Source organism: Paraglaciecola sp. 2405UD69-4 (assembly GCF_047525415.1).
GTDB lineage: Bacteria > Pseudomonadota > Gammaproteobacteria > Enterobacterales > Alteromonadaceae > Paraglaciecola.
On the sequence record NZ_JBLIXM010000002.1, the window covers coordinates 741,681 to 767,397 of the forward strand.

General features: G+C 39.4%; 18 protein-coding genes. 8 read left to right on the forward strand and 10 right to left on the reverse strand.

The genetic code is table 11. The features are described from left to right. The first annotated feature begins 23 nt into the window (after positions 1-23). A complete protein-coding gene (locus ACMUMK_RS09690) occupies positions 24-728 on the forward strand; it encodes an SOS response-associated peptidase family protein (RefSeq protein ID WP_414700918.1) in 705 nt (234 codons plus the stop codon). Positions 729-742: 14 nt separating this feature from the next. Here ACMUMK_RS09690 and ACMUMK_RS09695 read toward each other — a convergent pair whose 3' ends face one another. The 3 genes from ACMUMK_RS09695 to ACMUMK_RS09705 all read right to left on the reverse strand — a co-directional run bounded on the left by ACMUMK_RS09695 (position 743) and on the right by ACMUMK_RS09705 (position 3,238). Then, positions 743-1,252, reverse strand: a complete 510-nt coding sequence (locus ACMUMK_RS09695; protein ID WP_414700919.1) for a cupin domain-containing protein — start codon at positions 1,250-1,252, stop codon at positions 743-745. Between the two features lie 66 nt (positions 1,253-1,318). Further along, the gene (locus tag ACMUMK_RS09700) at positions 1,319-1,846 is read right to left on the reverse strand and encodes a RidA family protein (RefSeq protein ID WP_414700920.1); all 528 of its coding nucleotides are present in this window, start codon (positions 1,844-1,846) and stop codon (positions 1,319-1,321) included. A 66-nt stretch (positions 1,847-1,912) separates the two neighbouring features. Further along, positions 1,913-3,238 (reverse strand): aminotransferase class V-fold PLP-dependent enzyme, encoded by a 1,326-nt coding sequence (locus ACMUMK_RS09705; protein ID WP_414700921.1) that lies wholly within the window; start codon positions 3,236-3,238, stop codon positions 1,913-1,915. Positions 3,239-3,540: 302 nt separating this feature from the next. Between ACMUMK_RS09705 and ACMUMK_RS09710 the strand changes: the two genes are divergently transcribed. Next, positions 3,541-4,833 carry an NAD(P)/FAD-dependent oxidoreductase gene (locus tag ACMUMK_RS09710; RefSeq protein WP_414700922.1) on the forward strand — a complete coding sequence of 431 codons (1,293 nt, stop codon included), beginning with the start codon at positions 3,541-3,543 and terminating at the stop codon, positions 4,831-4,833. A gap of 96 nt (positions 4,834-4,929) precedes the next feature. Here ACMUMK_RS09710 and moeB read toward each other — a convergent pair whose 3' ends face one another. The 3 genes from moeB to ffh all read right to left on the reverse strand — a co-directional run bounded on the left by moeB (position 4,930) and on the right by ffh (position 9,414). Next, entirely contained in the window at positions 4,930-5,682 is a 753-nt protein-coding gene (moeB, locus tag ACMUMK_RS09715; protein WP_414700923.1) for a molybdopterin-synthase adenylyltransferase MoeB, read from the reverse strand. Between the two features lie 3 nt (positions 5,683-5,685). After that, positions 5,686-7,953 carry an EAL domain-containing protein gene (locus ACMUMK_RS09720; RefSeq protein WP_414700924.1) on the reverse strand — a complete coding sequence of 756 codons (2,268 nt, stop codon included), beginning with the start codon at positions 7,951-7,953 and terminating at the stop codon, positions 5,686-5,688. Between the two features lie 84 nt (positions 7,954-8,037). Next, positions 8,038-9,414, reverse strand: coding sequence for a signal recognition particle protein (ffh, locus tag ACMUMK_RS09725; protein ID WP_414700925.1), 1,377 nt, complete (start codon positions 9,412-9,414; stop codon positions 8,038-8,040). 238 nt (positions 9,415-9,652) lie between these two features. Between ffh and ACMUMK_RS09730 the strand changes: the two genes are divergently transcribed. After that, positions 9,653-10,444 (forward strand): inner membrane protein YpjD, encoded by a 792-nt coding sequence (locus ACMUMK_RS09730; protein ID WP_414700926.1) that lies wholly within the window; start codon positions 9,653-9,655, stop codon positions 10,442-10,444. Between the two features lie 58 nt (positions 10,445-10,502). Further along, complete coding sequence (locus ACMUMK_RS09735; protein ID WP_414700927.1) at positions 10,503-11,795, forward strand: HlyC/CorC family transporter; 1,293 nt, start codon at positions 10,503-10,505, stop codon at positions 11,793-11,795. Here ACMUMK_RS09735 and ACMUMK_RS09740 read toward each other — a convergent pair. Next, positions 11,782-11,979: a hypothetical protein gene (locus ACMUMK_RS09740; protein WP_414700928.1), complete on the reverse strand. Its 198-nt coding sequence runs from the start codon at positions 11,977-11,979 to the stop codon at positions 11,782-11,784. The two genes, ACMUMK_RS09735 and ACMUMK_RS09740, sit on opposite strands and share 14 nt — an antisense overlap. A gap of 64 nt (positions 11,980-12,043) precedes the next feature. After that, positions 12,044-12,517 carry a phosphohistidine phosphatase SixA gene (sixA, locus tag ACMUMK_RS09745; RefSeq protein ID WP_414700929.1) on the reverse strand — a complete coding sequence of 158 codons (474 nt, stop codon included), beginning with the start codon at positions 12,515-12,517 and terminating at the stop codon, positions 12,044-12,046. Between the two features lie 125 nt (positions 12,518-12,642). Between sixA and ACMUMK_RS09750 the strand changes: the two genes are divergently transcribed. The 3 genes from ACMUMK_RS09750 to ACMUMK_RS09760 all read left to right on the forward strand — a co-directional run bounded on the left by ACMUMK_RS09750 (position 12,643) and on the right by ACMUMK_RS09760 (position 20,435). Next, the gene (locus ACMUMK_RS09750; protein ID WP_414700930.1) at positions 12,643-15,399 is read left to right on the forward strand and encodes an insulinase family protein; all 2,757 of its coding nucleotides are present in this window, start codon (positions 12,643-12,645) and stop codon (positions 15,397-15,399) included. 217 nt (positions 15,400-15,616) lie between these two features. Continuing rightward, positions 15,617-20,086, forward strand: a complete 4,470-nt coding sequence (locus ACMUMK_RS09755; RefSeq protein WP_414701400.1) for an EAL domain-containing protein — start codon at positions 15,617-15,619, stop codon at positions 20,084-20,086. Between the two features lie 193 nt (positions 20,087-20,279). After that, positions 20,280-20,435 (forward strand): hypothetical protein, encoded by a 156-nt coding sequence (locus ACMUMK_RS09760; protein ID WP_414700931.1) that lies wholly within the window; start codon positions 20,280-20,282, stop codon positions 20,433-20,435. Between the two features lie 528 nt (positions 20,436-20,963). Here the strand turns inward: ACMUMK_RS09760 and fadJ are convergent. Together fadJ and fadI are read right to left on the reverse strand one after the other, a co-directional pair. Further along, positions 20,964-23,108 (reverse strand): fatty acid oxidation complex subunit alpha FadJ, encoded by a 2,145-nt coding sequence (gene fadJ, locus ACMUMK_RS09765; RefSeq protein ID WP_414700932.1) that lies wholly within the window; start codon positions 23,106-23,108, stop codon positions 20,964-20,966. 10 nt (positions 23,109-23,118) lie between these two features. Then, positions 23,119-24,429, reverse strand: a complete 1,311-nt coding sequence (fadI, locus tag ACMUMK_RS09770; protein ID WP_414700933.1) for an acetyl-CoA C-acyltransferase FadI — start codon at positions 24,427-24,429, stop codon at positions 23,119-23,121. A 326-nt stretch (positions 24,430-24,755) separates the two neighbouring features. Between fadI and ACMUMK_RS09775 the strand changes: the two genes are divergently transcribed. Next, entirely contained in the window at positions 24,756-25,712 is a 957-nt protein-coding gene (locus tag ACMUMK_RS09775) for an AAA family ATPase (protein ID WP_414700934.1), read from the forward strand. Positions 25,713-25,717: the final 5 nt, after the last annotated feature.

The window sequence follows — 25,717 nt, forward strand, 5'->3', positions numbered from 1 at the left end:
CCCAAAATTTTTAGAGCTTAATTATGTGCGGCCGTTTAAATGTTACTGATACGCCTGGAGTAATTGATTTACTTGGTACTCTGGGCATTCCTATTGATGTAGGGCAAAAGCCTTTGAGGTTTGAGCGCTTTATTCGGGCAGGTAGCGAGGTTTCAATTGTTAGGCAAATGGCGCAGCAGCGCTATATTGCCAATGCCAGTTGGTGGTTATTGCAAACCTTAAACGGCGATAGCTTTAAACCTGATTTTAAATGGGCGAGCTTTAACACCCGTTATGACAAACTAAACAAGCCCCAAAGTGCAGGGTATGAGGCGTTTAGGCAGTCTCGTTGTGTTATTCCCGCATCTGGCTTTGGTGAAACCGAAGGTAAAGGCCGTGATGCAAAATATACAGACTTTAAAGCCATTAAAGGTGAGGCTATTGCCTTGGGTGGCTTATGCCGAGAATGGGTAAATTCTACTACGGGAGAAACGGCCTTGTCGTGTTCGGTGATAACTTTACCTCCCCACGAAAAACTCCTGCCCTACCATACTAAAGCTAGCCCACTAATATTGAGCCAAGATGACGACACCATTGATATGTGGCTAGACCCTAATCTAAAAGATGTAAGCGTTTTTGCAGACTTACTAAAGCCTAATATTCCGCAACGTCTTATTGGCTGTCGTATTGATAAACCCGCTTCACACAAGCCTATAGATAAGGTATTTAAGATAGACGCAGACACCTAACTTAAACTTTAAGCTTAACTTCTTGCTAAACGCTGGATAATATTTTTATGTTGCGGAAATTTTTCAAGTAATTCAGCGGCACTAACCCCTATCATATCTTCAGGCTCCCAACCTGGGGCGACTGCTTCGCTCACTAAACCAAAATCGTGTTCAGCAGTGGCGCTCTCGGCAGGTGTTAGCTCTGCAGCTTTATAGGTCCCACCGGCTACCGCTAATTGCAGCTGTTGGCCATTTTTTATATCTGGCCCCACTACGACTTTTTCATAGCGGCCATCTGGGTGAATCATATGATAGGTAATGGGCAAGCCCATATGATAAAACTCAATACCATCAGAGTGTTTAGTGTGAAAGTGGTCGATACTGTTGTCTGTACTTAGCATGTAGTAAATGGCCGTCATGCTGGTACGTTTACCGCGTTCGGTAATAACAGGCTCTCTGTGAGTGGCTTTGAAGGTTTGCCTAAAATAGCCACCTTCAAAGTGGCCCTCTAGGTTTAGTAGTGCGATAACTTCGTCTTTGGTCATGTGACTCCCTAGTTAATCATTAAAAGGGGCAAGTATGCCCTGCCCCTTTTAATACTACTTTTTAAGTTAGTCTTTCAGCTCGATAATAGCGCTGACTTCAACCGACATATTACCCGGTAGGCTACTCATACCCACTGCGGCACGGGCGGCTTTGCCGTCATCACCAAATGCAGTTACAAACAAGTCTGAAAACCCATTAATGACTTTTGAGTGGCCAGTAAAAGAGTCAGTGGCGTTAACCATTCCCGTTATTTTAAGTACTTGTTTTACATTTGATAAATCACCTACCGCATACTTTATGGTTGCTAAAGCACATAGGCCAACTCGCTGTGCGGCGTCATAACCTTGTTCAATGTTAAGGTCGTCACCTAGTTTACCTAATACACTTTTACCTTCGCAGGCACCGTGGCCAGACAAATACAAGGTATTGCCCGAACGCCTCCAGGTTACATAATTAGCAATTGGCTTTACTGGCTCAGGCAATGTGAAGCCTGCGTCTTTAATTTTTTGCTCTGGTGTGGCGCTATCAGCAGAGCTTAAAAATGGTGTAAGCAGTCCTAGTGACAATACGCTGCTTAGTAATAATTTTTTCATGGGTTGCCTATTTATCGTTATTTTAATGTGGTTAATTTAATAGTGTCGAAATTTTTAGCTTGAAGTTCAAGCTAGCTTTCTTAAAGCGTCAGTTAATGTTGCGATTTCTGCAGCAGAAACGAAAACCTGCGGAGTAACTCGGATACAACAGCCACTGGCTAGGCCTTTTCTAACAACGGTAAATACGCCAAATTCGTTTTCTAAACGTTTTTGTAACTGGGTAACTTCTTCAAAGCTCGTTTTGCCAGTTAAACGGAATGCTCCCATGCCACTTGATGACTCAGCATCAGAGCCACCCAACACCTCTATGTGAGGCATCTTTTTGGCTTCTGTCGCCCATAGCGAATGTAAATAACGTAAACGTGCATCTTTATTAGCTGGCCCAATTGATTGATGAAAATCAATCGCAGTAGGTACAGTTAAGGTGGCAGCAAAATTGGTTGTTGCTGTGTGTACACGTTTGTACGTTAGGGTGTTGTCTGGGTCTGTTTCACCGGGGTAAGGTGAAATTTTCTCTAGGCTGCCTTGTTTCATATACAGGGCCCCTACTCCTACAGGGCTGCCAATCCATTTATGTAAATTAAACCCTGCCCAATCTACGTTAAGGTCGGTAATTTTAAAGTCTAACAAGCCCCAAGATTGTGCACAGTCACACACTACATCTATGCCTCTTTGCTTGGCTGCGTCAGCAATTTTAGCCACTGGAAGTATTAACCCATGTTGATTACTTGCGTGAGTCAGTAACATCAATTTAAGTTTAGGATTACTATCAAACGCCTTAATGTATAAATCGAGTATTTGTTGCTGGTTTGCTTGGGGTGGCAGTACCACTTCTACAGGTTCAACATCACGTGATTTGGCTAGCCACTGCATTGTTTCTTTAAAACTCGGGTAATCAATATCAGTAAATAAAACCGTTTCGCCGGGTTTAAAGTCGTTATATTGCCTTAACAGATTATGGATAGACTCAGTAGCATTTCTTGTTAACACCACTTCGCCATCTTTGGCCCCTAAAGCTGCAGCAACTTTATTAGCACTATCGACTAAATCTTGGTTGTATTCTTTACGGGCATAATACGACAGTTGGGTATTTACCATTTCAGTATTTTCAAGGTAAGCAGTTTGCACTGGACGAGCCATTTTCCCCCAATAGCCATGCTCGAGATTCACGATCCCATCTGCTTTGTCATAAAAAAGTGCAACTTTGGCCCAAAATGATTCATCTTGTGCGAGCGTTTCAGGGGAAACACCGCTAGGAATTTGAATAGGATGTGGATGATTGGCTTGGATATTAGCATGGGCTAATTCTGAGCCAGCTATCGAATACACCGCCCCTGCAGTAAGAGTTTTTAACATACTTCTTCGGTTAAAGCCTGAAGCTTCTGAGCTCATTACAACACCTTTTATTATGATTAATGGATAGAGATTTTCACAATAATTTTAATTGCGATTGGCCAATTATGCACGAGTCGTTCCACAGATATCCAACACACTGCTGCATATGCAAATTACACTTAGTATATTGCTGTCTATTCTAGACAAGACATGCCCTTTTTGGGACAATTTTGTTATGGCATTTTCATTTGCGATCAATGTGTTTTTCTTCTTTTTATCATTCATTTATCCCACATTAGGTAAGCCTTTTACCCTAGCCGCAATGACGCCCCCAATTTATTCAAACTTTAGGAAATATCATGCAAAAAATAATCATTGTAGGCGGAGGCGCGGGTGGTCTTGAGCTAGTTACCAAGTTAAGTAAAACATTAGGTAAAAACAAGCAAGCTGAAGTCATCTTAGTTGACCGCAGTCGGACCCATGTGTGGAAACCTTTGTTACACGAAGTAGCAGCTGGTGTCATAGATAAAAATTCTGACGGGGTGGATTATCGTATCCATGCCGCCCGTCACCATTATGATTTTCAATTAGGCAACATGAGTCATATTGACCATGCAAGCAAAACCATTCACCTAGACCCGCTTACAGACGAAAACGGAGATGTTTTACTACCAAGTAGAACCTTAACTTACGATACCCTAGTCCTTGCTATCGGCAGTGTAAGTAATGATTTTGGTACGCCGGGCGTTGGAGATAACTGCTACCTACTGGACTCTCTGCAACAAGCTGAACGGTTTCACAAGGCATTGCTTAACCAACTCATAAAAATTAACCAGCTAAGTGATACGGAGTCGAGCTTAAAAGTTGCCATAGTAGGCGGAGGAGCAACAGGAACAGAGCTTGCGGCTCAGCTTCATCATGTTGCTAACTTAGCCCGTTCCTATGGCATGCCTAAAATGTCTGCTGAACGGTTACAAATCTCAATAATAGAAGCAGGGCCGCGCATACTCCCCGCTTTACCAGAACGGATAACAAATTCCGCAAGAGCTGCGTTACATAAACTAGGTATTAAAGTGTTAGAAAACACTCGGGTAGCTAGCGCACAAAAAGATGGTTTTATGACAAGCGAGGATACGCTGATTGAAGCCGATCTAATGGTATGGGCTGCAGGCGTCAAGGCGCCAGATTTCATTCAAAAGTTAAACATTTTTGAAACTAACCGCGCCCAACAGATATTAGTAAATAAACAGCTTCAAAGTACCTTAAGCGAAGAGATTTACGCTATTGGTGATTGCTGTGGCTTTCAGCAAGATGACGGTTCTTGGGTACCTCCTCGGGCGCAATCTGCTCATCAAATGGCAAGTATTGTCGCAACTAATATCATTAATACAGAAAAATCTAAGCCGTTAAAGTCATACCAATACAGGGATTACGGCTCATTGGTACATCTTAGCAAGTACAGCACAGTGGGAAGTTTAATGGGTAGCCTTAGCAACAGTAGTATGTTTGTTGAAGGGAAATTAGCCCGCTTTGTTTATATCTCTTTGTATAACATGCACCAATTTGCTGTTCATGGCTGGTTTAAAGGTTCGCTAGTATTATTAAGCCGTAAGGTGGGTAACATAGTTGGCCAAAAGCTGAAGTTACATTAATCATTGCCAATTTAAGATAAACAGTAGGTAATGCTACCAAGGCTTAAAGGACTAAGCCTTGGTGTTATCGAATTTCAATCCCCTTTCAAAGCAAAGCTAAGATGAACACACAGAGCATCCAGGATTTTTAGGGATCACAAATGTTTGCCAGTCCATGCTTTTAGCATCAAACAACATGAGTTTATTAGATAGCGGCTCACCGAAATGAGTTAAAATTTTAATGCATTCTAATGCCTGCATAGCTCCAATCACTCCAACAACAGGAGACATAACCCCCGCTTCCACGCAGCTTAGCTGTTGTTCTGTAAACATAGTGCTTAGGCATTGATAACAAGCATTGTCCGTTCCAGGTAAAAAGCTACATAACTGCCCTTCCATTCTGATGGCGGCACCAGAAACCAAAGGCTTTTGCCGTTGAATACAAAGTCGGTTTAATTGATTACGGGTTTCAATGTTATCGGAACAATCTAGCACAATATGGTGAGCGTCTATCTGTTGGCTGAGTTCTTCATCGGATAATCGTTTTTCGAAGATATTGATGTCAGCAGTGCTGTTCATCGCAAGCAGAGCTCGCTGCGCCGACACACATTTATTCGCGCCAAGGCTAGCCTCAGAATGTAATACTTGACGCTGTAAATTAGACTCTTCAACTATGTCGTCATCAACGAGAGTCATATAACCTACCCCTGCTGATACTAAGTATTGGGAAGCTGCACACCCTAGCCCACCCGCACCAATCTGTAACACCTTGCTATTGAGCAATATTTCTTGTTTTTCTAAGTCAAAGCCAGCTAACAGGACTTGCCTACTGTAACGCATTGCATTTTCTGTGGTGAGTCTTTTAAGCATTGCCTAAGAACCGCTTTGCTGTTGTATAAATTCAATAAACTCAAGCTCTGGTAATGGCCTGCTAAAGAAGTAACCTTGTATTTCATCACAACCCATAGATTTTAAAATATTTAACTGCTCTTGCTCTTCCACGCCTTCAGCAATCAAAGTAAGGTCAAGATTTCGGCCCAATTCGATAATAGTTCTAACGATTGATTGGTCGGCACTTTCATGTTGAATATTACGTACAAAAGACTGATCTATTTTAAGCTTATCAATATTGAATTTTTTCAAATAACTCAAAGATGAGTAACCGGTTCCAAAGTCATCAATAGCGAGTTTTACACCCAGTGACTTTAAGGATTCTAATGTTGCTATGGTTTCTTGCTCATTATAGATAATTACCCCTTCTGTAATCTCAAGCTCGAGGTTTTGAGGTGGTAATTGAGTGTATTGCAACACCTCTTGGACCTTAGACAGAAAATCTTTACGACCAAATTGCAAAGGAGAAATATTCACCGCTACGACTATGTCACTAAATCCAAGCTTAATAAAATCACGGGCTTTTTCACAGGAGGTTTGTAAAATCCAATCCCCCAATTGATCGATCAAGCCAGCTCTTTCTGCCAAGGGAATAAATTCTGCAGGAGATATCCAATCACCATTGCGCTGCCAACGAATTAATACCTCTGCACCAATAATTTTGCCGCTGTGTAAGTCAAGCTGTGGCTGAAAATACAACTCAAAGTCCGCATTAGATATTGCAAGGCGCATATCTTCAATGAGCTTCTGCTGGTACCTTAGTTTGTCACCTAATTGAGGCGTAAATATAATATGGCTTCTATCTTCACTGCTGGCTGATTTATCTAAAGCAGCCAAAGCACTTTTATGGAGAGTTGTGTAGCTGTCGCCGTGTTCAGGAAAGCATGAAAAACCGAAATCCAAGCTCACTTCATACTGGCAATGAAACCTAGTGTTCAGAATTTTTTCTTCTATTCTTTTAACTAACGAGTAAATTTGCTCTTTGTTTGCATTTCGCTCTCTCACTAACGCGAAGCTTTTCTCTCCAAGGTGGTACACACTACAATCATCAATATTTAGACCACACATTACTTCTCGGATAACGGCAGCAAGCTCACTCATAATGGTAGCGGCAACATTGACCCCCTGACCAGTAAGCAATTGATTAAAAGAGCGAATTTCAACTAACCCAAAAGAAAACTCTTGTCCTAAGTCACATAAGCCTGACACTGTTCGTTCAAGCTCATATCTATTTTTTAAGCCAGTCTCGGGATCATGACTTGCACGATATGACAAAGCTTCTTCAATTCGCTTTCTTTCTGTTATATCCGTTAGATGAATATCCCACTCTCTATAATCCTCAAGGCAATGTAAATTGCATTGAAAGTACAGTTGGTCAATCTGGTATTCGAATAAGGTTGAGTGAGTCCCTGTATCAGCTAAGATTTTTTCTTGGTATGACTTAATGTTTTCATCTAACAGCAAGTGAGCTTGCCCAATAGGTAACCCTAAACGCTGAAGCACACTATCGGTGGCTGGGTTTGCATAGGTCACCCTATTTTGGTGATCTAAGCTAATCACTGGGTTTGGATTTCGTGTGGGGAATAGCGATAAGCGCTGGTTATCAGCAGAGCTACCTAAGTAGGCAGTAATAGCTTTGGCAACTACATAAGCAATGATAAGAGTAGCGATCCCATATAAGACAACAAAAAGTTTGACACTCTCAACCCCCGTAAAAATTTCACTCTTGGATTGCCTTGCCTTTGTGTCGACGCCATTTATGAGTATCTGAATTTGATACTTAGTTGCATCACTTAACTCTTTAATTTTATCTAGCTGTGTAGTTGCTAGCTGCCAATTTGGGTCACTTTGAGCCAAATTGTCAAAAAACAAATAGGCTAGATCATTTATCTTTTGAAGGTTAGCAGCTGTTCCTTGTATTTCTACTTTGTTGCTAATGCTTGGGGTTAACTCTGCCAGGATACTTTCAGCACTTTGGTAGTTCTTAATGTAGTTGTCTTTTGCATCCACAATGTCATTGATTGAATGGGCCTCAAACAGTAAACGCTCTTGCTCGACTATGTAATTATCTAATTTATAAAGTTGGTCATAGGTTGGCATATCTTGTGAGATTAACTCAGCAGTGTGCTCAGCGATAGACTCACCTTTGAAATACACCACGGCTGTAACCACAACACCTAATGTGAAAACAACAATCAATATGACATTGACCAAAGTGCGAGATACTTGATGAAAAATATTTTTAATCAAAACCATAGACCTAATACTGAGACTACAAATAAGTTTATGCGGGATAAAAAATTAAGCCACTAAGACTAGTGGCTTAAATGTATACTATCTTGGGGGAAACATTCCACCCGGCCCACCAGGAGGCATCATACCCTTCATGTTGCGCATCATTTTTTTCATGCCGCCGCCGGACATTTTTTTCATCATCTTTTGCATTTGAGTAAATTGCTTCAGCATTCTATTTACATCTTGAATTTGAGTACCTGAGCCTGCAGCAATACGACGCTTACGACCACCTTTTATGATATCTGGCCTTGCTCTCTCACCTGGCGTCATTGAATTGATTATGGCTTCCATTTGATTAAATGATTTGTCATTAGCTTTATCTTTTATCTGGGCAGACATATTTCCCATACCGGGCATTTTATCCATTAGGGACATCATTCCGCCCATATTACGCATTTGCTCTAACTGCTCTTTAAAATCCTGTAAATCAAAGCCTTTACCTTTTTGAACCTTCTTAGCAAGTTTTTGAGCCTTTTCCTTGTCTACCTTACGCTCAACTTCTTCAATTAAGCTTAATACGTCTCCCATCCCTAAAATACGAGATGCTATACGCTCTGGGTGAAATGCTTCTAATGCATCTAATTTTTCACCCATCCCCATAAACTTTATAGGTTTTCCGGTTATGTGCCTAACAGATAAGGCAGCACCACCTCGAGCATCACCGTCAGCTTTTGTTAAAATAACACCGGTTAATGGCAGAGCGTCGTTAAACGCTTTGGCCGTGTTGGCGGCATCTTGCCCCGTCATAGCATCGACTACGAATAGTGTCTCAATTGGATTAATGGCTTTATGTAATGCTTGAATTTCTTGCATCATCTCGCCGTCAACATGCAAACGACCTGCAGTATCAACTAGTAGTACATCAAAAAACTGTTTACGGGCAAAATCAATAGCCGCATTGGCGATATCGATTGGGTTTTGATCAGCAGAAGATGGGAAAAACTCCACCCCTACATCATTAGCCAAGGTTTCTAGCTGTTTTATTGCTGCAGGACGGTAAACATCAGCACTTACAACCAATACCTTTTTCTTTTCACGTTGTTTTAATAAAGATGCAAGCTTACCAACACTGGTTGTTTTACCTGCACCTTGCAAACCTGCCATTAATACAACCGCTGGCGGCTGTGCTGCTAGGTTCAGGGATTCATTAACCTGCCCCATCACAGATTCGAGTTCAGATTGAACTATTTTTATAAAAACCTGACCTGGATTTAGGCTTTTACTTACTTCTGTTCCTACTGCTCGCTCTTTTACTTGAGCAATAAACTCACGTACTACGGGTAAGGCAACGTCAGCTTCAAGAAGTGCCATGCGAACTTCACGCAAGGTGTCTTTAATATTGTCTTCAGACAAACGCCCTTTACCACTGATATTTTTTAGCGTTTTACCTAGCCTGTCACTTAAATTTTCAAACATACTTCGTATTACCTAAAATTTGCTTATTATCAATATTATATAGAAGATAGTTGCAGATAAGAATGCTCAATAGAACTTCTTGCCTAAGAAATTATCTCTTACCTTTGAAATGTGCTTAAAGCTATGTCATGAAAGCAAAATAAGTGTTAATTTTAACAGCTCAATATTTTACGAAAAAACTCATAGTGCTTAAGCTGCACTTTTGTAATGCCCACTTTAATAAGTCAGAGAGTTTAAGATGTTACTAGATTTACTTTGTTTTGTTTTTTATCTGATAGCATCAGCAATTGTGGTTGCTGGAATGTTTGATAAAAAGGGTCCAAACAAAACCTATGCAGCCTTCTTCGTGGCCGTTGCTTTAGTACTTCATGCCTTTATTTTACAAGCAGGTGTGTTATTGGCACCTGGGCAAAACATGAGTTTGCTTAATGTTGCTTCTTTGATTGGTTGGCTTGTTAGCCTCTCGATGCTACTAACATCATTTAAGTTGCCAAACACAATTTTATTACCAGTGATTTATGTATTTAGCGGCTTAATTGTAATATTAAATAGTCAATTACCGGGTGCACACATGATGGACCTGAGTATTAAACCTAGTTTACTTGTGCATATTGCTTTGTCTCTTCTGGCGTACGCAAGTTTAGCCATCGCATTTTTATATACATTGCAGTTGTCCTACATAAATTTACGATTAAAAGAAAAAAAAGCGTCACTGCTGCACTCTTCACTTCCACCTTTAATGGCCGTTGAAGATATTTTATTCAAGCTACTATGGATTGGTACTATTTTACTGACTTTGTCTTTAGCCACTGGTTTTATGTTTTTAGATGATATGTTTGCAAAAGAGCAAGCACACAAAACCCTTCTTTCATTACTTGCTTGGGTTATCTATAGCATCATAGTTATTGGCCATTGGATATACGGCTGGCGCGGTAGAATTATGATTTTTTCTAATATCTTGGCAGCAGTGCTGTTGACCTTAGGATACTTTGGTAGTCGTTTTGTCCGAGAAGTAATACTTAACTCTTGATCAGAGCCGTAATTGCACTTAAAGTTGCACCCTTATTATCTTTATAGGATTTCCATAGTTGGACGATATCGCCACTAGTAGTTTATTCATTATCCTCGGCGTTCTAATACTACTCTCAGCTTATTTTTCAAGCTCTGAAACGGGCATGATGTCCATTAACAGATACCGCCTTAAACACCTGGAAAACGAAGGTCATAAAGGCGCAATTCGAGTACAAAAGCTATTACAACGTCCTGACCGCCTAATAGGCCTCATTTTAATCGGTAATAACTTAGTTAATATCGCTGCTGCATCTGTTGCAACAATTTTATGTTTACGATTATTTGGTGAATTTTGGGGCTTGATAGCAGCCAATTTTGGTTTAACTATTGTTATTTTGATATTTGCAGAGGTGACCCCAAAAACCTTGGCCGCACTGTACCCAGAGAAAATATCCTATCCAAGTTCGGTAATTTTGTTGCCACTTATGTTTATCCTTTATCCTTTTGTGTATCTAATAAATGGAATATGCAACGGCATGTTGGCGTTAATTAGAGTCAACCCAAGAAACAATGATGGTGAAAACTTAAGCCGAGAAGAATTAAGAACGGTTGTGCATGAAGCAGGGACGTTAATCCCTAAGAAACACCAAGATATGTTAGTTGGTATTTTGGACTTAGAGAAAGTAACTGCAGAAGACATTATGATCCCACGCAGCGATATTGTAGCGATTGATATCAACAATGAGTGGAAAGATATCCAAAGAAAACTAGTTAACGCTCAGCACACTAGAGTATTGCTATATCGAGACAGCATAGATGACGCAGTGGGTTTTGTTCATGTTCGTGATGCACTGCGGTTACTATCCAAAGATCAATTCACAAAAGCGACACTGCTAAGAGCGGTTAAGGATATTTACTTTACCCCTGAGTCAACACCATTACACACCTTAATGTATAAATTCCAAGCTGCTAAAGAAAGAATTGGCTTGGTAGTTGACGAATACGGCGATATTCAAGGCCTAGTTACCTTAGAAGATATACTAGAAGAAATAATAGGTGACTTCACAACTAGCTTCTTACCTGATCATAGTAAGGAAGCAAATCTACAACAGGATGGTAGCTTTTTAATTGATGGTAGTGCCAATATTAGAGAACTCAATAAAGAGCTTGATTGGAATTTTCCTACGGAAGGTCCTAAAACCCTCAATGGTTTAATACTGGAATATCTTGAAGACATTCCAGAAGCCAATATCAGCTTGAGAATTGCAGGATATCCAATTGAGTTGATAGAAATGAAAGATAATATGGTTAAAACTGTTAGGGTGTTGCCTGAATTCTACCGAGAAGAAACTGAGCTTAATCTTGATTAGTAGTATCTGATTTTTGACGGTTTTGCTTAATCTTACTTTTTAGTAGCTCAACTTTATCATTTAAATTAGTTAGGCGATCCATGATCCCCTGAAGCTCGTCATCATGAGTCAGTTTTGATTCTACAACTTGATGCTCTAACATCTGTTGTAAATATGCTGGCAAACTTTTATTTATCATACTCATGGTATCGACCAGAAATATCATTTCTTAAACATCAAATAGAAATTATCATAGAGCTAAATCCATATTAGGGATGGAATGTCTTTGTAAACTCCCCTTGCCCATCCGATACGTCATAATCGATTATGACAATACTAGAGGTATCGAACAGAATTGACTTCTTATTTCTATTTATCTCTTCTAAAAAATAACAAACGAATGGCATATGGCTGACAACCAAAACAGTATTCAAGGATTGGCTCTGTGACACCAAAGCGTCAAGGTAGTCATGAAAAAGCTTTGAATTACCATCGGGAGTAATGTCACTTGAGTTGGCCTTTTCAGTTACATTTACCACTAAACTCAACTCTTGGTAAGTTTCCTGAGCCCTTAGATAGGGACTCACCAAAGCTAGATCAATTAGACCGTCTTCACCTAATTGCTCTTTTAGCCACTTACTCGCCTCAGAAACCTGTTGTTTGCCAAAAACAGTCAAAGCCCGTGCTTCATCTGGCTCTGAAAGCGCTTCAGCTTGTCCGTGACGCATTATAACTAACTTCATATTATTGATTTAATGTGTATTTTTGTTAATAGTACAACAAAAAAGCCATGAAAAATGTTTAGAAAGTGATTATCTATAAAAAATTGGTTTATGCTTATGCGTTGTAACTTCAAGGAAAATATATATTGCTTAAAAGTGCCTATGACAACCGTCAGTATAAATACACAGAGTTAGCCAATGGCTTAAAGGTTTTACTGATTCAGGATAAATACTCTGCTAAAAGTGCCTGCTCAATAACAATTAATGCTGGGCATTTTCAAGATGACCAGGATTGTCAGGGATTGAGTCACTTGCTAGAGCACATGTTGTTTTCTGGAAATCACCAATTCCCTTTCCCCAATGAATTTGCCGACTATTTGGCTAATTACAATGGCACGATCAACGCCTCAACAGGTACAGAATTTACAAGCTATTTTTACGAACTTAATAATGATAACAACCAAATAGCATTAGTGCATTTGTTTGCAATGATTGTAAAACCCAAATTCCATAAAAGCTTCATAGAAAAAGAAATTAGTGCGATAGATGCAGAGTTTTCATTAAAACAAAAAGATGACCTGAGGCGTTTATATCAAGTTCATAAAGAAACATGTAACCCAGCTCATCCATTTAGCAAGTTTTCGGTAGGTAATAAAAGTGTATTTTCCGAATTTTCCCTGTTGGAATTGCAGCAAAAGCTATTGAAATTCCATCAACGTTTTTATCAGCCACAAAATGCTTCACTATGTTTAATAACTCCCCATGACATTAGTACAAGTGAGGATTTGGTCCAAAGCGTATTCACTGAATGGTTAAACAGCCCTAAAGTACCTGTAACCTCCTACCCTGACTTGTATTTGCCAGAAAATTTAGGCATAAAAATTAATATTAAACCAATACAACATGCCCAAAGAATGATTCTTACTTTTCCTTTACCTGGACAAGGAAAATATTTTAGAAGTAAACCTTTAAGCGTATTGAGCCACATTTTTGGTGATGAAGGAGATAATGGTTTACTTAGCTTTTACAAACAAAAAAACTGGGCAACCAGCCTCACTGCCGGCGGAGGAGTTGAAGGAAGTAACTTTAAAGACTTTAATATAAACCTGCAATTGACGGATGAAGGAGTTAAAAATCAACAAGGTATAGTTTCAGCATTATTTTCTTTTATTCAATTAATAAAGAGTGAAGGAGTAAGTAAATGGCGTATTGAAGAGGTTTCAACCTTGAATAAATTAGATTGGGACTTTAGTGATCGCCTCAAACCCATAGATGAAGTGCAACAGTTAGGCACTGCCATGTTTGAATTCCCTGAAAAATACCTACTTTGCGGTGACTACGTACTTGATTGCCCAGATCAGGTATTAACAGAGAAAATGTTAGGGTATTTCTGTCCTAGTAATCTCAGAGTAAAATTAGTGTCGCCTGATGCAAATACTGAACTTATTTCAAAGTGGTACAACACGCCATATAGTGTAAAAACATTAGATACAAACATAACTTCAGAGACGTACAAATTAATTGATACATCCTCATTGAAACTCCCTGAGGCCAATAGTTTTTTGCAGCCTCCTTCACCACTGAAGAAAATTAATCCAAAATATCAACTACCACATAAAATAGTCAATAAAGATGGATTAGAGCTCTGGTATGGCCAGGACAATCAATTTAAACAGCCCAAAGGAAATTGCTTTTTGACCTTTGACTGCCCCGCGATTAATCAAGGGGTAGACATTATTGCAGGAAAACGCCTTTGGGTTGCGTTATTGAATGAGAGGCTTAACCAAAAATATTATCAAGCAGACATAGCGGGGATCCATTTTCACTTTTACCCTCATCAAGGAGGGTTTTCTATACAAACAAGTGGCCTTAGCCACCCACAGCTCAGCTTCTGTAGTAAACTTTTGAATGAAATCATAGTGCATGACGACTTTACTAAAAGCTTTGAACGCGTGAAGTCGAAACAACTACACGGGTTATCTAATACCCTGCTAAACAAGCCTATAAACCGACTATTCTCTCGATTGGCAGTACTCATACAAGAGCAAAACTATTCTCCCGAACTTTTAGCTTTTCATATGGAGCAGTTCAATTTAGGCGATATCAAACAAACTAAAGAAAAGTTACTGAACTCGTTTCACTTAGAAGGCCTAATGTATGGTGATTGGAGTTATTCTGACGCTGAACGCGTAGCTCTTGAGATTGAGGACTTTAGGAATCATTACACTACAACTGACAAGATAAAAAGAGGCGTTGCCCAAATTATCCAGCTTCCAACTCACACTCATTATGTTGAGTGCGAACATCCAGACTCTGCTGCAGTTATATACTTTCAAGCACCAAATAGCGACTTAAAAACCACAGCACTCACCATGTTGACAGAGCAATTATTAGCAGCACCTTTTTTTCAAGAGCTAAGAACCGTTCAGCAACTAGGATACTTAGTAGGTACAGGGTATGTTCCCTACAATAACCACCCTGGAATTGGGTTTTATGTTCAATCACCGCACAAAAACGCAGGCCAACTGATAAATGCGATAAATACATTCTTATTAGCTACGGCTGATCTCATTGATGAATACCAAAAAGTTTGGCAAATGCTCAAAAATGGGGTTATCAAACAATTTATCCAACAAGATGCCAATTTAAACATGAAAAGTCAGCGACTATGGATGGCAATTGGTAACGGAAACGACTCATTTGATCAAAAAGAAAGCATGCTCCGAACCATCAATGAACTTGAATTTATAGATATAAAAAATTACTTTCTAAACATGGTAGCAAGACACGGTTTTGGCGAATTTGTATTGTACAGTGGAGACTTAACCCACCTAACACATCCAGCCAACGCCATAGAGGTATCAGCTATTGCTAGCTTTAAAAAAAGTGCCCATTACCTGTAAATTCCTCACTATTTGACTGAAAACTACCCGATCCCGCTAAATTTACGCAAAGTCCTACTTTTTTCTCCTATAAATGCTTGTAGCGGGCGATTAAATTGGGCATATTGAGTCTTAGGAGATAGGGATATGCCGATAGCTAAATCGACTAAGTAAAAGGTAATCTACTATCTTTGGGCAAGACGTGCGCAACAACCGTTTAATTACAATTTGTTTTTATATGATTGTGGGACTTTTCTCCTGCTCGTCTGTGTATGCCTCAAATAATGTATTTTCCAAGTTTTCAAAGTCAGATGGCTTAGCTCAAAATACAGTTACGGATATAGTCGAAGATAAACAGGGATTTATTTGGTTTTCGACTTTTGAAGGCGTGAGTCGGTTCGACGGCTACGACTTTAAAACCTACAAGCACCAACTACAAGACAACCACTCTTTACCTGATGGCTTCACTAAAAAAATGCTAGTGGACTCAAACGGTATGCTTTGGATTGGTACGCGAAATGGCCTTGCTAAATATAATCCTCAACTAGATAACTTCAAAACTTTCAATAAAGACAATAGTGAACTAAGTCACAATGAAATATTTTCTTTAGCGTTAGATATTGACGGGAAACTGTTGGTTTCAACCAGCGAAAGTCTATATGCCTACGATGACGCTGCCGATACTTTCTTGCCGTTTAGAGTAAATGGTGAGTCATTACCCGCTGACATAAAAGTTATATTTAGTGAGCCTGATAGAACATGGATTGGTAGTTTAGGCCATGGTGTTTATATACTTGATCATGCAAGCAACACATTATACAGCCTCAAAAACACCAACCCATGGAACATAAAAATTTCGGCTGAGTTTATTTTTGATCTTCAATTTATCAATAATAAATATTGGTTAGGTACTGAACAAGGCGCTTTTGTAGTAGACAAAACCTTTCAGAAAGTAGACCAGATAAGTTCTCAAAGTAGTCCAGCAGTTATTGGCGATGAAGTAAGGAGCATCACACTTGATAAAGAGAACAACGTTTGGCTGGGAACAACAGCAGGGATAAGTATCATCAATGAAGCTTTTGACAACTTATTTTCATATAACGATCAAAACAATAGTAACTTTGGTTTAGAAAGCACACACTTTTTAAAGCTATTTAAAGACTCCAATAACACCATTTGGTTAGGTACATACTCTGGCGGTATCTATCGCTATAACCAAGAAAGCTCTAAGATTAAGTTTTTTCAAAAAAGTGCTAATAAGGCTAATTCCTTATCCGGTAATGTTATTTGGGGATTAGCCCAAGATTCAAAGGGGCAAACATGGGCTGCCACACAATCAAATGGCTTAAATAAATTCGATGCAACCAACTTTACATTTCAGCATTTTTTAACCGACTTCAAACATAATATTTGGGCACTTGAAATTGATAAATTCGATAGAATTTGGGTGGCTAGTTCTGGGGGGTTATTTGTTTATAAACAAAGTGAGAACGGCTCCTTAATACTTGTAAAAACTCTCGTACCAGGCCAAGACATTCAAAAGATATTTCAATTCTCTGACAAAATATGGCTTAGAAAGGAAGTAGGTGAAATAAGCTGGGTCAATGTCGATACATTGACGCAAACAAACATAAGCATTCCTAATAATAATATAAATTATGTTGAACCCTTATATTTAGATAATTCTAACAACCTTTGGTTAGAAACTAATCTAGGAATGATTCTATATAATACTGAAACGAAAACATTAGAAAGACTAATTATTAATTTTGATGAGTCTGTAAGACTGTTTAATTCAGTTGTTGAGACTGAAAACGGGTTTTGGCTTTCTACTTTAAGTCACGGTTTAATAGAGTTAGATAAAGCTTCCTATCAAGTAAAAACTCATATTAGTCAAAAGAATGGCCTTGCAAGTAAGCAGATTTTAAAATCAATTAGATTTGAAGATAGCTTATGGCTGTCATATACAACTGGCGGCATCGATGAAGTATCATTGAAAGAAGCAAAGGTTTTACAAAATATATCACCTGAAAGGTTGATGTATAATGAACTAAATGAAGGAGCTGGAATATTAACTCAAGACAATAAATTGATCTTTGGTGGAACAAGCGGCCTACTAACATTTGATATTAAACAGCTTTCATTTAGTGAAAATATCAGAAGAGCAAATGAATCTAGAAATACCTCTAATCAAGCACCGACGTTAACACAGCTCAGAATATTCAATCATCCTGTGTCTATTCATTCTAATAACACACCACTTACATCAGCTATTAATATGACTAGCAATATAAACCTATCTAATGAATCAAGTATGATAGGTCTAAAGTTTGCACAGGTTAACCCAGTGGTACCAGAAGCGATTGAGTATCGTTTTAAATTAATTGGATTATCTAATAAGTGGATCACAACAGATAGTGAATCACCTAGGAGAGCGGAATTTTCGAATTTAGACTTTGGAACTTACACTTTTGTTGTACAGAGCAAAGCCCCCTTTAGCGAGTGGTCTCAACCTAATCAAGTAAGCATTAATATCGCTCCACCGTTTTGGTTACAGCAAAATGCTCTTTTTCTTTACGCAGCCCTTAGCCTGTTAATCTTGTTTTACTGGCTTAAGCAATTAAGAGCTCGAAACGCGATTAGGCAGGCAATATTAGAGAACGAAGAACGCTTAAAACTTACTCTGTGGAGTAGTGGCGATGAATTATGGGACTGGGATATCTACAAAGGACAAGTATTTAGATCTAACACTTGGGGAACCTTAGATTTTCCACAAGACGATATCAGGGTGAATAGCTCATATGAGGCCAATATACACCCCAATGACATAGAAAGAGTACAACAAGCTTTAAAGAGTCATTTAGACGAGAAAACAGAAAACTATGAAGTAGCTTATAGGGCTCAGACCTATAAAGGTGACTGGTTGTGGGTTTTAGACAGAGGCAAAGTCGTTGCAAGAGATAATAACCACCAACCGCAACGTATGACGGGCACCTTAAAAAATATTAGTCATCTAAAAGAAGCTGAAGAGCAGCTAAAGTTATTTAAGCGTTCAATTGAAACCATATCAGATGGTGTATTTATAACAGATACTAGCTTTAAATTTATCTCAGTAAACAACTCCTACTGTAAATATACAGGAGAAACCCGAGAGCAGGCTCTTGCCAATTACTTGGCGTTCCATCAATATCCGGGCGTATTTACAGAGGAAGTAAAAAAAGCCCTACAGCAAAAAGGAAATTGGTTCGGTGAAGTTGAGTCCCGTAGAAAGGTAGGCGAAAAATATGAAATGGAGCTCAATATCGATGCAATTACTGATGAAGATGGAAAAATCAGTCATTATGTAGGGGTTTTCTCAGATATTACCGCCCGTAAAGGCACTGAAAAAGAATTACTAAAACTATCAAATACAGATCCACTGACGGATTTGCCAAACCGTTCTTTCTTCTTAGCAAGCCATGCGAATATAGTAAGGCGTGATACTTCACATGCTTTAGTGTGTTTAGACATGGATAATTTCAAAAAAATAAACGACTCTTTAGGGCATCAAACAGGTGACATTTTAATCAAGCAAATCGCCAAACGATTGCAAAAGTTAGCCGGAACCAAAGCAACCTGTTACCGAATAGGCGGTGATGAGTTTAGTATATTAGTGGATAACTCCACTGATATTCATTACATCACTCATTTTGCACAAACCATATTAGATAATATGGCACGGCCGTTTATCATAAATAAACAAGAATTTGTACTTGGCGCGAGCTTAGGTATCGCTTTTTATCCTGAAGATGGCAGTTCACCTCAAGAGTTATTAAAAAATGCAGATACCGCCATGTATTTTGCTAAAAACGCAGGGGGAAATAAATACCAATTCTTCAGTGGCGAAATGAACCAAAATGCAGTGCGCCAGTTGCAAATTGAGAACTTAATACGCCATGGCCTAAAAGAAAATCTATTCACAGTTTTCTATCAACCTAAAGTCGATATAGCCAGTGGTAAATTAACCAGTATGGAAGCCCTAGTAAGGTTCGAACATCCAGATAAAGGTATTGTTAGCCCAGCACAGTTCATCCCATTAGCAGAGCAAACAGGTCAGATAGTGGACATTGGTGAGGTTGTACTAAGAAAAGCCTGTGAAGACACTAAACGCTGGGTAGACCAAGGCCTATTTACTGGCCGAGTCGCTGTCAATATATCGGCAAGGCAATTTCAAATCCCCGACTTAGATGAGAAAATAATTAACCTTTTACAAAAAGTCGGCCTTTCACCTTTGCATTTAGAGTGTGAAATTACTGAAGGCACGTTGATGCAAGATCCTGAAAAAGCCTTACGTATGATGGTTCGTCTTAGAGAGCGCGGAATTCACCTAGCCCTTGACGACTTTGGTACTGGGTATTCTTCTTTGGCCTATTTAAAACGCTTTCCTATTAACACATTGAAGATTGATAAAGCCTTTATTGATGATATAGCTACAACAGCAGAAGATAGATATATGACCCAAGCGATTATTACAATCGCCCATAATTTAGGTCTAAAAGTCGTCGCAGAAGGTGTAGAGCATGAAAATCAACTGTCAATTTTACGTCGTTACAAGTGTGAAATGTTGCAGGGCTATTTATATAGTAAACCACTCAACTCTCAAAGGTTCGAGCGTTTACTGACAGAGAACCAGCAATTATCTAAAGTACTGCAAAAGAATACGCTCTAACCTCTACATAGCTGTATTTAAGCTCTCTACAGCCTACTCAATGAAGCTATACACATTCAAAACCCCCAATGAAGATTACGTTTTTAAGATATATTTTTATATTATTATAGTTTTTGGCATAGTTCTCGCTAAGTATATTATGACCGGCAAAATAATGTCGGCATAAACGTCAATAAAATACGAGGAAATAAAAATGTTAAAATCATACGCAGTAGCACTAGTATTAGCAACAGCAGCTCCAGCAGCAATCAAATCTGAAGAAGCAGTTAAAGCTCCTAGTCAAAGCAAAGCGCCTGTTACAACGGCAGATACAAGTAAGAACGGAGTTAAAACTGGTAGAAACTGGTAATATCTGTAGTTATAACAACTATAAAAATATCAAATACGGATTGGTAAATTAATGCTACCGGTGGAAGATTTAAATATCTTAAGGGAAGAATATTAAAATTGAGTAATATAATACTGAATTTATCAAAAAGAGGGGCAACCCTCTTTTTTTAGGCCTGAAATAAAGCGCTTCCTACTCCCCTCGCCTCAATTAATCTTATACGTTGCCTAGACCTAAACAGTGGATACACAATGGGCCCAAAGAGCAATCCAGCTATAGCCCAACTCTTTGCGGACAAGCCAGTTTTAACAGATAGCAAATAGTAAGTAACACTACAAATGATAGAACTTAACACTAAAAATAACATGCAACCCTCGTCGACTAATTAAATTTCCCGTTTAACATTTTAAAATGCATGGCATAAATGGCGGCAGTGTTTTGCCTAAATCATTCTGAAGTGGCTATTTTACAGCCTTAACAAAAATAAAAAAGCCGAGCTTAAGTATATATAAGCTCGGCTCGGTATATTAAGTAGTTTTATAGGTAGGACTAATAAAAAGACTGTCCTTGTGCATTCATTCGTTTTAAACACTCAGCAGGCTTAAATTTATCACCGTATACCGTCTGGTAATGCTCAAGTTTTTCGATCACATTTGCAATACCTAAGGAGTGCATATAACGGAAAGGCCCTCCAAGAAAAGGTGGGAATCCAATACCAAAGATGGCACCGATATCCCCATCTCTCGCATTACGGATTACGCCTTCATCTAAACACATAGCAGCTTCATTTAGCATTAATAGAACACAGCGCTCGGATATTTTTTCACTACTAGAGGCCTTTGCAGGTGTTATGTTAAGTAACTCATAAATAGACTCATCAACATTCTTCCCAGCCTTTTTGCCTGAGTAATCATAAAACCCACGAGCATTCTTTTTACCTTTTCTGCCGTCTTTCAAGATAAGGTCAAAGTTAGGGTTAGAAGCAAATCGCTCTCCAAACTGAGCTTGCAAGATTGGACCAATCTTAGTCCCTACATCTATCCCTACTTCATCTAATAGTTTAATTGGACCTACAGGAAAACCAAATTTAACCAAAGACTTGTCAATATGATCAATTGGCTCTCCACTTAATAATACTTCTGCTGCCTCATTCATGTATGGAGCCAAAATACGATTAACATAAAAGCCAGCTCCGTCTTTTACTACTATTGGAGTTTTACCCTGTTTTTTCGCTAACTCTACTGTGGTTGAAATAGTTAAATCCGAAGTTTTATCATGGGCAATGACTTCAGCCAGTGGCATTTTATCTACTGGAGAAAAGTAGTGTAAACCAATAACATTTTCCGGCCTTTTAGCTTTAGCCGCTATTTGTCCAATTGGGATAGACGAAGTGTTAGAGGCAAATATTGTGGTTTCAGCACAGTTTTCTTCAACATCAGCAACCATGTTTTGCTTAAGTTCTAAGTCTTCAAATACAGCTTCAATAACTATATCAGTATCACCAAAACCGGAATAATCCACACTACCTGTCAGTAAGGCTAACTGTTTTTGCATCTCTGATTTTTTAATGAATCGACGTTTTAACTTTTTATTTAAAATGTCGTAACTGTATTTTATGGCATTGACAATTCCGTCAGTTCGAATATCTTTTATCCTAACTGGCAGTCCAGCCTTGCTCGCTGTAACAAATGCAATTCCTCCTCCCATCAATCCACCACCGAGCACTCCCACTTTCTTTAACTGAGTTGGAGCTACACCTTCGATGCCCGTTTCTTTTTTCATGTCGGTTGTAGCAAAGAACAAACTTCTGAAAGAAGCAGACTCAGGACTCATCACTAACTGGCCGAAATGACCTGCCTCAACTTCAAGACCCTTTTTGACACCTTTGCTTAAACCGGTTTCAATACAATCAATGATTAGATTTGGTGAAGGGTAATTACCTTGAGTCTTACTTGCGGTTTGCTTCCGAGCTTGCTTAAACATGATACTGCGGCCAAGCTCGCTCTTTTCTAAAAATTTACCCATTAAGTTTAACTTAGGGCCTTTGCGGTTAGGCTTGGTTTTCTTGGCAAGCTCAATTGCAACCTCTAGTAAGATTGATTTAGGTACCATGTCGTCAACTAAACCATGCTTTAACGCTTGTTTGGACCTCAATGGACTACCGGTAAGCATCATTTTCATTGCTTGCTGGACACTGATTAACCTCGGTAAGCGTTGCGTGCCGCCACTGCCCGGCAATAGCCCCAATTGAACTTCAGGTAAACCAAGTTGAGTTTTAACATCATCACTACACACTCTATAATGACATGCCAACGCCAGCTCTAAACCACCGCCAAGTGCCGGCCCATGAATTGCTGCTACAAAGGTAGCTGCCATTGCTTCAATACGGTCAAATATTTGTTGACCACCTTTAGCGATTTGAGTGGCATCTTGAGCATTTTCACATGCCGCCAGCATACTGATATCAGCACCGGCCACAAAAGAATTGTCTTTCCCGCTTACTAAAACAACACCTTTTATGCTGCTATCAGCTTCTATTTTATCCAAAACAGTTTCTATTTGTTGCGAAAACTCTGCTTTTAGTGTGTTCATAGTTTCGCCAGGAACATCTATCGTGAGTATGGCGATACCGTCTTGGCGAATATCTAGGGTAAAAGCGCTTTGTACTTGGTTTGTATCATTCATTGTAGTCATCTAATTTACCCTATTCAGTTTCAACTATCATAGCCGCAGCCAAGCCACCAGCGGCACAAGCTGTTAGTAAACCAGTACCGCCGCCTCTTCGATTAAGTTCATTTAACATTTGCGTGATCATTCTAGTGCCCGTTGCGGCGAACGGATGTCCATAGGCCAAAGAGCTCCCCATAACATTAAACTTGTCCATATCAACCTCACCAGTTGCTTTGCTGCGGTTTAGCTTTTCTTGAGCAAATTTATCACTGGCAAACATTTTTAAGTTAGCAAGAGTTTGCGCGGCAAACGCCTCATGCATTTCAATTAGCGTCAAATCATTTAGCGTCATACCAGCTCTTTCAAGGGCTAAAGGTGTTGCATAGGATGGTCCCATCAACATGTCTTCCCATACATCAATAGCCGCCCAAGCATAGCTTTTAATGTAACCCAAGGGTTGGTAACCAAGTGCCTTAGCTCGGCTTTCTGTCATCATCAAAATAGCCGAAGCGCCATCGGTTAAAGGGGTCGCATTTGCAGCTGTCACAGAACCATGCTTTCTATCAAAAACAGGACGCAGCTTTGCATATCCTTCAAGCTTGGAGTCAAAACGGACATTATTGTCTTGCTCTAATGCACCTTTAAATGGTTCGGCATAGGCAGTCATTACTTCATTACTAAGCTTACCTTCTTGCCAACTTTGAGCCGCTAAACTGTGCGATCTATGAGCTAATGCATCTTGGTCTTGCCTACTAATGCTATGAGTTTTTGCCATTTGTTCAGCTGTTTGCCCCATTGATAAACCTGTTGAATATTCTGCAACAGCAGGTGGGACCGGTAGTAGATCTTTAAGACCTAGCTTCTTCATTACATTCCACTTTTGGCCCAGTGTTTTCGTTTTTTGTAAATCCGTTAATGCGCGAGCTAATTTTTTAGACACGCCAATTGGCGAAACCGAGGTAGAGTCAGCTCCCCCAGCGATGCCTACATCGATATTTCCAGCCATCATAGATTCAGCAATATTAACTGTAGACTGAAAACTAGTGGCACAAGCTCGAGAAACACTATAAGCATCGGTTTGCACATTCATGCCAGTTCCTAAAACAATCTCCCGAGCAATATTTGGTGCTTCAGGCATTTGTACGACTTGCCCGTACACTAATTGCTGAATCCAGCTAGGGTCTATGTTGTTACGAACCAACATTTCGTTCACTACCATTTTGCCTAAATCTACGGCTGGTACACCGTGAAAGTAGGTGGCCATTTTAGCAAAGGGCGTTCGTAAGCCTGCGACGATAGCAATTCTGTCGCCTTCTCTTGTTTTTACAATTTGATTAGTTGCCATCTGTTGATCCTTTTAAATTGCAAACCAAAGTGGTCTGACCTGTATAGAGCGAATTGTACAGAGTAACGAAAACAACTTCAAGTTAAGCAAACTCCCCTCTGTACTTTTATACTTTAAATAAGAAGGTGGTATTACAAGCCAATACTCTTTACTGTTCATGTAAAACTGAAATTTTTGCTGCTTTGTAACATTGTATTTCTGATAGGGAACCCTATATAGATTGCATTGTCAGTACCCTGTGGAAAAATGACAACTCATTAGCTTTTGTCGAACATTTTAAACACCAAGAGCATTAGATCCCCCATTCGAAGGAAAGTGTTAACGATATGACAGCTGAAAAATTTATACAGTTACGTACCTACTTAGATAGCCAAGTGGTTGGCCAACAAACTCTAACGCAAAACATTTTATTGGCATTATTAGCTGATGGTCATCTACTCGTTGAAGGGCCGCCGGGACTTGCTAAAACCCGAGCGGTAAACGCACTCGCAAAGGGTGTAGAGGGAGATTTTCATCGAGTACAGTTTACACCAGATCTTTTGCCGGCAGACTTAACGGGTACGGATATATATCGTCCAGAAACAGGTAACTTTGTATTTCAAAAAGGGCCTTTATTTCACAATCTAGTGCTAGCTGATGAAATAAACAGAGCGCCAGCCAAAGTTCAATCCGCTTTACTAGAAGCAATGGCTGAAAGACAAATCACAGTGGGTAACAAAACCTATGACTTACCCGAGCTATTTTTAGTCATGGCAACCCAAAACCCCATTGAGCAAGAAGGCACCTACCCTTTACCTGAAGCACAGCTTGACCGCTTTATGATGCATTTAGAAATTGAGTATCCAGGTGCCGCAACCGAATTGGAAATTCTCCGTTTAACACGAAACGAAGCAATGCACGTTACACCTATCACGCCCCCTAACCTTACTCAAAGTGATATTTTTGAAGCCAGACAAGATTTATTAAAGATTCATTTAGATGAGTCCTTAGAGCAATACCTAGTACAGCTTATTATGGCAACGCGCCAACCTGAAAAATACCATGCAGACCTTGCCAACTGGTTAGAGTTTGGCGCAAGCCCAAGAGCAACAATTGCTTTAGATAAATGCGCTAGAGCTCACGCATGGCTAATGGGAAGAGACTTTGTCGGGCCTGATAATATACAAGCGGTATTTCACAATGTATTGCGGCATCGAATAATACTCAGCTATGAAGCAGAAGCCGAAGGCATTAATAGAAATCAAGTGTTAGACAAAATACTGCAACTTGTCACTGTTCCTTAAACCCA

Excerpts from the sequence above, each read along its gene's own strand:
- ACMUMK_RS09690 (WP_414700918.1), top strand. The coding sequence starts at position 24 with ATGTGCGGCCGTTTAAATGTTACTGATACGCCTGGAGTAATTGATTTA.
- ACMUMK_RS09695 (WP_414700919.1), bottom strand. The coding sequence starts at position 1,252 with ATGACCAAAGACGAAGTTATCGCACTACTAAACCTAGAGGGCCACTTT.
- ACMUMK_RS09700 (WP_414700920.1), bottom strand. The coding sequence starts at position 1,846 with ATGAAAAAATTATTACTAAGCAGCGTATTGTCACTAGGACTGCTTACA.
- ACMUMK_RS09705 (WP_414700921.1), bottom strand. The coding sequence starts at position 3,238 with ATGAGCTCAGAAGCTTCAGGCTTTAACCGAAGAAGTATGTTAAAAACT.
- ACMUMK_RS09710 (WP_414700922.1), top strand. The coding sequence starts at position 3,541 with ATGCAAAAAATAATCATTGTAGGCGGAGGCGCGGGTGGTCTTGAGCTA.
- moeB (WP_414700923.1), bottom strand. The coding sequence starts at position 5,682 with ATGCTTAAAAGACTCACCACAGAAAATGCAATGCGTTACAGTAGGCAA.
- ffh (WP_414700925.1), bottom strand. The coding sequence starts at position 9,414 with ATGTTTGAAAATTTAAGTGACAGGCTAGGTAAAACGCTAAAAAATATC.
- ACMUMK_RS09730 (WP_414700926.1), top strand. The coding sequence starts at position 9,653 with ATGTTACTAGATTTACTTTGTTTTGTTTTTTATCTGATAGCATCAGCA.
- ACMUMK_RS09740 (WP_414700928.1), bottom strand. The coding sequence starts at position 11,979 with ATGAGTATGATAAATAAAAGTTTGCCAGCATATTTACAACAGATGTTA.
- sixA (WP_414700929.1), bottom strand. The coding sequence starts at position 12,517 with ATGAAGTTAGTTATAATGCGTCACGGACAAGCTGAAGCGCTTTCAGAG.
- ACMUMK_RS09755 (WP_414701400.1), top strand. The coding sequence starts at position 15,617 with ATGATTGTGGGACTTTTCTCCTGCTCGTCTGTGTATGCCTCAAATAAT.
- ACMUMK_RS09760 (WP_414700931.1), top strand. The coding sequence starts at position 20,280 with ATGTTAAAATCATACGCAGTAGCACTAGTATTAGCAACAGCAGCTCCA.
- fadJ (WP_414700932.1), bottom strand. The coding sequence starts at position 23,108 with ATGACTACAATGAATGATACAAACCAAGTACAAAGCGCTTTTACCCTA.
- fadI (WP_414700933.1), bottom strand. The coding sequence starts at position 24,429 with ATGGCAACTAATCAAATTGTAAAAACAAGAGAAGGCGACAGAATTGCT.
- ACMUMK_RS09775 (WP_414700934.1), top strand. The coding sequence starts at position 24,756 with ATGACAGCTGAAAAATTTATACAGTTACGTACCTACTTAGATAGCCAA.